Here is an 8,233-nt window from a genome sequence, read left to right as displayed (position 1 = left end):
ACGAAGAACGTACAGAAGGATCGGGCGGAGGGGGTGTACCGCGAGGATCCCTACGCGTACGACGTGTTTACGCCAAGGATGCCAGGAGCCGCGGGTCGCCTGGTCGGGTCTCCGGGCGGTCAGGTCCCCGGTCTTCGTCCTGCGCGGGGCTCGCTGACAGTGACGAGGGCTAAGGTGTGGTTCTGACACACCGGTGACATCTTGGGGAAGCCCGTGCGTGAATACCTGCTGACGCTCTGCATCACGGCCGCGGTGACGTGTCTGCTCACAGGGCCGGTACGCAAGTTCGCGATCGTGGCCGGAGCGATGCCGGAGATCCGGGCGCGCGACGTGCACCGGGAACCCACCCCGCGGCTCGGCGGGATCGCCATGTTCTTCGGCCTGTGCGCGGGTCTGCTGGTCGCCGACCATCTCACCAACCTCAACGAGGTCTTCGAGAAGTCCAACGAGCCGCGCGCGTTGCTCTCCGGTGCCGCGCTGATCTGGCTGATCGGTGTCCTGGACGACAAGTTCGAGATCGACGCGTTGATCAAGCTGAGCGGCCAGATGATCGCCGCCGGCGTGATGGTCATGCAAGGGCTGACGATCCTGTGGCTGCCCGTCCCGGGCGTCGGCACGGTCGCGCTGACCCAATGGCAGGGCACCCTGCTGACGGTGGCGCTGGTCGTCATCACCATCAACGCGGTCAATTTCGTGGACGGCCTCGACGGCCTCGCAGCCGGCATGGTGTGCATCGCGTCGGCCGCGTTCTTCATGTACGCCTACCGCATCTGGTACTCGTACGGCATCGAGGCCGCCGCCCCCGCGACGTTGTTCGCGGCCATCCTGATGGGCATGTGCCTGGGCTTCCTGCCGCACAACATGCACCCCGCGCGGATCTTCATGGGCGACTCGGGCTCGATGCTGATCGGGCTGGTGCTGGCCGCGGGCGCGATCTCCATCACGGGGCAGGTCGACCCGGACAACTTGTTCGGCGGATCCGAGCGCAGCGCCGTCCACCAGATGGTGCCGGTCTACATCCCGCTGCTGATGCCGCTGACGATCATCGCGATCCCGGCCGCCGACCTGGTGCTGGCGATCGTGCGCCGCACCTGGCGGGGCCAGTCCCCGTTCGCCGCCGACCGGGGCCACCTGCACCACCGCCTCCTGGAGATCGGCCACTCGCACAGCCGCGCGGTGCTGATCATGTACTTCTGGTCGGCGCTGATCGCCTTCGGCGCGCTCGCCTACTCGGTGAACTCGGCGTCCATGTGGATCGTGCTGGGCGTGGTGTTCCTCAGCGCGATCGGTCTCGTCCTGCTTCTGCTGCCCCGCTTCACTCCGCGCGCCCCGAGGTGGGCCCAGCGCTTCGTGCCGCCGCGCTACCGCCGTCGCCGGGCCGTCGCACCGGCCGCGTCGGTGATTCGGACCACCGCTGGGGGAGGGGCTTCAGCAACGGGCGGGACCGGTGACGGCCGTGAGGCCGAGGAGCGCGGCATGCCGGTCGCGGCCGGTGTGGCTTCGGCCAACGGAGCGACCGCCATCGGCGCCCGTTCGCATACGTCGCGCTGACGCAAAGCGAGGGCATTTGATTTCCGGATACCGCTGGGCCGCCCTTGCGTGACATTATGCGCCGCCACTATGTTGAGGCGGTGGCTACTCAAATAATGTCCTCGCCGGAAATACTCTCCTATGTGCGTGACCTCTCCCTGCGGGACGACGAGATATTGCGCGGCCTGCGCGAGCTGACCAGTGAACTGCCCGGGGGGCAGGCCATGCAGGTCATGGCCGAGGAAGGACAGTTGCTCGGTTTCCTGGTCGGCCTGACGGGTGCCCATCAGGTGCTGGAGATCGGCACGTTCACCGGGTACAGCACGCTGTGCATGGCCCGCAACCTCGCTCCCGGTGGACGCGTGCTCACCTGCGACATCAGCGACAAATGGCCCGGCATCGCTCAGGAGTACTGGGCGAAGGCGGGCGTGTCGGACTGCATCGACGTTCGTATCGGGAATGCCGCCGAAACCCTTGCCGACCTGCTCGACGATGAAAAAGCGGGCGCCTTTGACCTCGCCTTCATCGACGCGGACAAGGCGAATTACCGCCGCTATTATGAATTGTCGCTTGAGTTGGTGAGGCCGGGCGGACTCGTCATCCTCGACAACACTCTTTTTTTTGGCCGGGTCATCGACGCGGAAGCCCAGGATCCCGACACGGTCGCGATCCGCGAGCTGAATTCCTTCCTGCGCGACGACCATCGGGTGGAGATATCACTCCTCCCGATGGCCGATGGCATCACTCTGGTACGCAAGAAAGCATGCTGAGCACGCCGGTCAGTGCACCGGACCGGCGGCGGCCACACGGTGATCCGCGGCCAGGTCCGGTGCACTGATCCGGATCGTCGCGTGCGGCTCACGAGGCGTCGGCACCAGGTGCAGGCGTCGCAGATCGTCCGCTCCCGTGTCGGGCAGCGCGTCCTGGCACGCACAGGACTCCTCGCCGAGACCGGCGAACCGGTAGGCGATCTCCATCATGCGGTTGCGTTCCGTAGGCCGAAAGTCGGCCGCCAGGTGGGCGCCCGCCCGGGCCGCCTGGTCGATCAGCCAGTTCAGGATCGCCGCACCCGCCCCGAACGACACCACACGGCAGGATGTCGCCAGCAACTTGATGTGCCAGACACCCGGCCGCGTCCGCAGCAGCATCACCCCGACCGCGCCGTGCGGACCGAAACGGTCGGCCATGGTCGTCACCAGCACCTCGTGCCCGGGATCGGCCAGCAGCTCGCGCAGCGCCGCGTCGGAGTAGTGGACGCCCGTCGCGTTCATCTGGCTCGTGCGTAGCGTGAGCTCCTCCACGCGCGACAGCTGCTCCTCGGTCGCCCGGCCGATGCGCATCTGAAGTTCCAGCGAGCGCAGGAACTCCTCGGTCGGCCCGCGGAAAGCGGCCTGCTCCTCCTCACGCCGGAAGCCGGCCTGGTACATCTGGCGGCGCCGCCGCGCGTCCACGGTGACGTTGCGCGGACTGAACTCCGGCAGATCCGCCAGCGCCGACAACTGGTCGGCGGCGTAGCAACGGACCTCCGGCAGGTGGAAGGAGACCTCGGCCCGCTCGGCGGGCTGGTCGTCCACGAACGCGATGCTGCCGTGCGCGAACTTCAGCCGCTCCGCGATGTCCCGCACCGAGTCCGACTTCGGCCCCCACCCGATCCGCGGCAGCACGAAGTACTCGGCAAGGCCCAGCTCCTCCAGCTTGGCCCAGGCCAGGTCGTGGTCGTTCTTGCTGGCCACCGACTGGAGAATGCCCCGGGAGTCCAGCTCGATGATCAGCTCCCGCACGCCGTCCGGCGTCCGCACCTCGTCGCCCTCCGACAGCGTGCCCTGCCAGAGCGTGTTGTCCAGGTCCCAGACCAGGCACTTCACCGTGGTCGGCACTTTAGACATGCAGATCCTCCAGGATGGTCACCGCGCCGTCGCCACGGCGTGCTGCGCCAGAATCAACTGGCAGATTTCGTTGCTGCCTTCGATGATCTCCATCAGCTTCGCGTCCCGGTACGCGCGCGCCACGACATGACCGTCCCGCGCCCCGGCCGACGCCAGCACCTGCACGGCCGCCGCGGCACCGCGGGCCGCGTGCCCGGCGCTGACGTGCTTGGCCAGCACGGTCGCCACGACCTGATCCGGAGAACCGGCGTCCCAGCAGGCGCTGGCATGCGCGCATGCCTGGGCCGCGATCTGCTCGGCCGTGTACAGGTCGGCGAGGTGCCCCGCCACCAGCTGGTGCTCGTGCAACGGCCTGCCGAACTGCACCCGCGAGGCGGCGTGCCGCGCCGCGGCGTTCCGGCAGGCGCGCAGGATGCCCACACATCCCCAGGCCACCGAGATACGGCCGTAGGCGAGAGCGGTGGTCACCAGCAGCGGCAGCGGCATGCCCGGGGTGCCGAGCAGACTGGACAGCGGCAGCCGCACGGAGTCGAAACGCACGTTCGCGTGCCCGGCCGCGCGGCAGCCCAGCGGGTCGGCGACCCGCTCCACATGCACGCCGGGCGCCGAGGCGGGCACCACGACAACCGCCGCACCGCCCTCGCACTGCCCGAACACGACCAGCAGGTCGGCGTAGTGGGCAGCGGTCATCCACACCTTGTGGCCGGTGACCACGACGGAGTCGCCCGACACCTCGATCTTGGTGGTCATGGCGGTCACGTCGGAGCCGGCGCCGCTCTCGCTGAAGCCGACCGCGGCCAGCCGGCCGCCGACCAGCTCCGGCAGCAGCGCGGCCGACTGGTCGGGGTTCGCCAGACGCTGGATCGTCCACGCGGCCATGCCTTGCGAGGTCATGACACTCCGCAGCGAGCTGCACAGACTGCCCGCGTACGCCGTCAGCTCACCGTTGTCCCGGCTGCTGAGGCCGAGTCCGCCCAGCTCACCGGCGACCTGTGCGCACAGCAGCCCCCGCTCCGCGATGGTGCGCAGCACCTCCAGGGGGATCTCGCCGGACAGATCCCACTCCTCGGCCCGCCCGTCGACGAGGGAGTCGAGGAGGGCGAACCCGTCGGCGAGCCGGTCGCCGGGAGCGGGGTCGCCGACGTGTCGGTCAGGCATGGCCGACCGAGGCCGACGCGGCCCGCAGCCGCAGCACCAGCTCCGTCATGCGCTGCACGGTCCGGAAGTTGTCCAGCTTGAGATCCGCGCCCACGATGGCGACCTGGTAGGTCTGTTCGATGTGGACGACCAGCTCCATGGCGAACATGGAGGAAACCAGACCGGAGGCGAACATGTCCTGGTCCGGCGTCAGCGAGGTCCTGGTCTTGGCCTCCAGGAAGCCCAGCAGCTCCCGCTCGACGGACTCGGCGCTCAACTCGGCTCCCTGCGGGGTCGGTTCAGTGCTCACCGCAATACCTTTCGGCTTTCAGAGTGACTTTCAGGGGTCTTCGACTCGGGATGCGCGCGTGTTTCAGTACGCGTAGAAGCCCCGGCCGGACTTGCGGCCGAGGTCACCCTGGCGGACCTTCTCCAGCAGCAGGTCGGCGGGCTTGCAGGAGGGGTCGCCGGTGCGTTCGTGGAGAACCTGGAGGGAGTCGGCCAGGTTGTCCAGGCCGATCAGGTCGGCGGTGCGCAGCGGGCCGGTCGGGTGCCCGAGGCAGCCCTCCATCAGCTCGTCCACCGCCTCCGCCGTCGCGGTGCCCTCGCCGACGATCCGCGCCGCGGCGTTGATCATCGGATGCAGCAGCCGGCTCGTGACGAAGCCCGGCGCGTCCCGCACGATGACCGCCTTGCGGTTCAGCGCGGACAGTAGCTCGACCACGGCCGCCACGGCGGCGTCACCGGTCTGCGGGCCCCGGCTGACCTCGACCATCTTGATCAGGTACGACGGGTTCATGAAATGCGTGCCGAGCAGTTCCTCGGGCCGGTCCACCGACCGGGCCAGCTCGGCGATGGGGATGCCGGACGTGTTGGAGATCAGCGGTGTCCCGGGTCGTACGGTCGCCGAGACCTCGGCCAGCACCTTGGCCTTCTCCGCCGGCAGCTCCACGATCGCCTCGATCACTGCGGTCGCGTCCGCCACGTCCGCCAGGGTCACGCTGGTCGTCAGCTCGCCGGGCGCCGTGCCCGCGGGCAGCGCGCCCATGAGCTGGGCGTGCCGCAGCTGCTGCTCGATCCTGATGCGCGCCGCGCTCAGTGTCGTGTCGTCGACGTCGACCAGGACGACGGGGATGCCGTGTCCGAGCACCAGGGCAGCGATCCCCGAGCCCATCACCCCCGCACCAACGATGGCGACTTGACGGACTGTTGGTTCACTCATCGTGCCGGACACACTCCTTCACGCTCACCGGGCCGGCTCGCTACGGCTGTCAGGGACGGGGCATGCACATGTGCGCGAGCCACGGTCGCGGTCGTCACCGGCAGGTGGCGGACGGCGATGGGCTTCCTGCACTAGTACGGGACAGACGGGCGTTCACGGGGAGGAAGAGGCTCCGAAGCGGGCCGAACTCCAGGGAGGCCCCCTGGGACCCAGTGCCATTCCACAACTCGGCAGCTGGGCCAGCCTGGTGACACGTGGTCATAAGCGCACCAGGACTTCCCCCTTGATCGTTCACTGCAACCTAACACGCGGTCCGAGGCAGGGGGAAGGACGGCCGGGCGCGCGTTCTTTGGAGTGAACTCGCAATGTCAGTCAGCCCGCCGCATGTAGGCGTGAGATAGGACACAGTTCGCAGGTGCAGCAGCCTAGTTGGCGGCAATGGCGGTGGCGGACCACGCCGTCAGCGGCGCCGAAGAGTCCATCGGCCATCAACGCGTTGCGGCCAAAAAATTTCCTTGACTCCGGATCGCCTGAGCGGGTTAGGCTGCAAACGGCTTGCACGATGGACATCGAGTACCCGAAGTGCGCAGTCGTCCTCCAGGCCAGAGGGGCAGCGCGGGTGCAATGTCCGCTTTCCATGCTAGACGGGGGATCTTCACAGTATGTCGGTCGACATGCGCGCCTTAACTGATGATTACATTGCCATCATCGGTACTTCATGCCGTTTTCCGGGCGTGTCCAGTGCGGCCGAATTCTGGGAGTTACTGAAGGATGGACGGTCTGTCGTTCCCGGGAAACTGGAACGGGTCGACGAATTCGATCCGAGTTTCTTCGGAGTCTCCCCGCGCGAGGCCGCCGCGATGGACCCGCAGCAGCGTCTCGCGCTGGAATTGGCGTGGGAAGCGCTCGAGGATTCCGGCATCGCTCCGCTGAGCCTTCAAGGCCGCTCGGCCGGCGTGTTCGTCGGCGCCATGTGGGACGACTACGCGATGCTCACCCATCGCCAGGCACCCGCCGCCGTGGGCCAGCACGCCATGACCGGCCTGGCCCGCAGCATCATCGCCAACCGCGTCTCCTACGCCCTTGGCCTGCGCGGACCCAGCATCACCGTCGACACCGGCCAGTCCTCCTCCCTCGTCGCCGTGCACCAGGCCGCCCAGGCACTGCGCACCGGAGAGTGCACCCTCGCCCTTGCCGGCGGCGTCAACCTCGCCCTCGCCCCCGAGAGCGCCGAACGCTCGGAGAAGTTCGGCGGACTTTCCCCCGACGGGGAGTGTCGGACCTTCGATGCACAGGCCAACGGATATGTCCGCGGAGAGGGTGGCGGAATCGTCGTCCTCAAGCGACTCTCCGACGCCCTCGCCGACCGCGACCGCATCCTTTGTGTCATTCGCGGCAGCGCGGTGAACAACGACGGAGGCGGACCGGGACTCACCGTGCCGCACCAGGCGGCACAGGAAGAAGTCATCGGTCTCGCATGCGCACGCGCCGGCATTGACCCCGCCGCCGTTCAGTATGTCGAACTTCACGGAACCGGCACCCGCGTGGGCGACCGGATCGAAGCGGCGGCACTCGGAACCGCTTTCGGCCGCGAGCGCCCGAGCGGTAATCCGCTGCGCATCGGATCGGTGAAGACCAATCTCGGACATCTGGAAGGCGCTGCCGGTGTCGCCGGGCTCATAAAGGCCGTTCTGTCAATCAGGTACAGACTTATTCCGGCAAGCCTCAACTTCACGGAACCCCCGGCCGACATCCCACTGAATTCGCTCCGGCTACGGGTTCAGACCGAGTTGGGGCCCTGGCCCCGGGAAGCCGATTCGCTCGTTGCGGGTGTGTCGTCTTTCGGTATGGGCGGCACGAATGCGCATGTGATTGTGGAGGAGGCTCCGGAGGGTTCGGGGTTGGTGGCTGAGGGTGCGGGTGTGGCGCCTTCGGTGGTGCCTTCGGTGGTGCCGTGGGTGGTGTCCGGGCGTGGGGTGGGGGCGTTGCGGGCGCAGGCCGGGCGGTTGCTGTCCCATGTCGGCGGGGGTGTCTCGCTGGTGGATGTGGGCTGGTCGTTGGCGGGGCGGGCGGCTTTGGAGGACCGGGCCGTGGTGGTCGGGTCCTCGGGTGAGGAGTTGGTGGCCGGGCTGGAGGCGTTGGCGCGGGGTGAGTCGGCTCCGGGGCTGATCGCGGGTGGTGCGGTTGGTGGCCGGCTGGCGGTGTTGTTCTCCGGTCAGGGCTCGCAACGGCTCGGTATGGGCCGGGAGTTGTATGAGCGTTTCCCTGTGTTCGCCGAGGCTTTCGATGCCGCGTGTGTGGCTTTGGATGCGGAGCTGGGTGCTGGTGTCGGCGTCCGGGGTGTTGTGTTCGGTTCGGAGGCTGGTCTGCTGGATCGGACGGTGTTCACGCAGGCGGCGCTGTTCGCCGTTGAGGTGGCCTTGTTCCGGCTGGTGGAGTCTTTGGGTGTGCGTCCGGA

At 68.1% G+C, this 8,233-nt stretch carries 7 protein-coding genes; 3 read left to right on the top strand and 4 right to left on the bottom strand.

The window, feature by feature from the left end:
• The first annotated feature begins 213 nt into the window (after nt 1-213).
• Both ABZ078_RS43745 and ABZ078_RS43740 read left to right on the top strand, forming a co-directional pair.
• A complete protein-coding gene (locus ABZ078_RS43745) occupies nt 214-1,551 on the top strand; it encodes an MraY family glycosyltransferase (RefSeq protein ID WP_356584171.1) in 1,338 nt (445 codons plus the stop codon).
• 80 nt (nt 1,552-1,631) lie between these two features.
• Nucleotides 1,632-2,300, top strand: coding sequence for a class I SAM-dependent methyltransferase (locus ABZ078_RS43740; RefSeq protein WP_356584173.1), 669 nt, complete (start codon nt 1,632-1,634; stop codon nt 2,298-2,300).
• Between the two features lie 9 nt (nt 2,301-2,309).
• On the opposite strand, the gene ABZ078_RS43735 is transcribed toward ABZ078_RS43740, so the two are convergent.
• The 4 genes from ABZ078_RS43735 to ABZ078_RS43720 all read right to left on the bottom strand — a co-directional run bounded on the left by ABZ078_RS43735 (nt 2,310) and on the right by ABZ078_RS43720 (nt 5,775).
• Complete coding sequence (locus ABZ078_RS43735; protein WP_356584169.1) at nt 2,310-3,416, bottom strand: HAD-IIIC family phosphatase; 1,107 nt, start codon at nt 3,414-3,416, stop codon at nt 2,310-2,312.
• 18 nt (nt 3,417-3,434) lie between these two features.
• On the bottom strand, nt 3,435-4,574 hold the full coding sequence (locus tag ABZ078_RS43730; protein WP_356584167.1) for an acyl-CoA dehydrogenase family protein: 1,140 nt from the start codon (nt 4,572-4,574) through the stop codon (nt 3,435-3,437).
• Complete coding sequence (locus ABZ078_RS43725; RefSeq protein WP_356584165.1) at nt 4,567-4,863, bottom strand: phosphopantetheine-binding protein; 297 nt, start codon at nt 4,861-4,863, stop codon at nt 4,567-4,569. Before ABZ078_RS43725 ends, ABZ078_RS43730 begins: the two co-directional genes overlap by 8 nt.
• Nucleotides 4,864-4,926: 63 nt before the next feature.
• A complete protein-coding gene (locus ABZ078_RS43720; RefSeq protein ID WP_356584163.1) occupies nt 4,927-5,775 on the bottom strand; it encodes a 3-hydroxyacyl-CoA dehydrogenase family protein in 849 nt (282 codons plus the stop codon).
• A 662-nt stretch (nt 5,776-6,437) separates the two neighbouring features.
• On the opposite strand from ABZ078_RS43720, the gene ABZ078_RS43715 reads away from it, so the two are divergent.
• The coding region (locus tag ABZ078_RS43715) for a type I polyketide synthase (protein ID WP_356584161.1) at nt 6,438-8,233 on the top strand (1,796 nt) is incomplete at its 3' end.

The sequence above is a fragment of the Streptomyces sp. NPDC006385 genome, from assembly GCF_040612485.1.
Taxonomy (GTDB): domain Bacteria; phylum Actinomycetota; class Actinomycetes; order Streptomycetales; family Streptomycetaceae; genus Streptomyces.
This window is presented reverse-complemented; position numbering and strand designations above follow the sequence as displayed.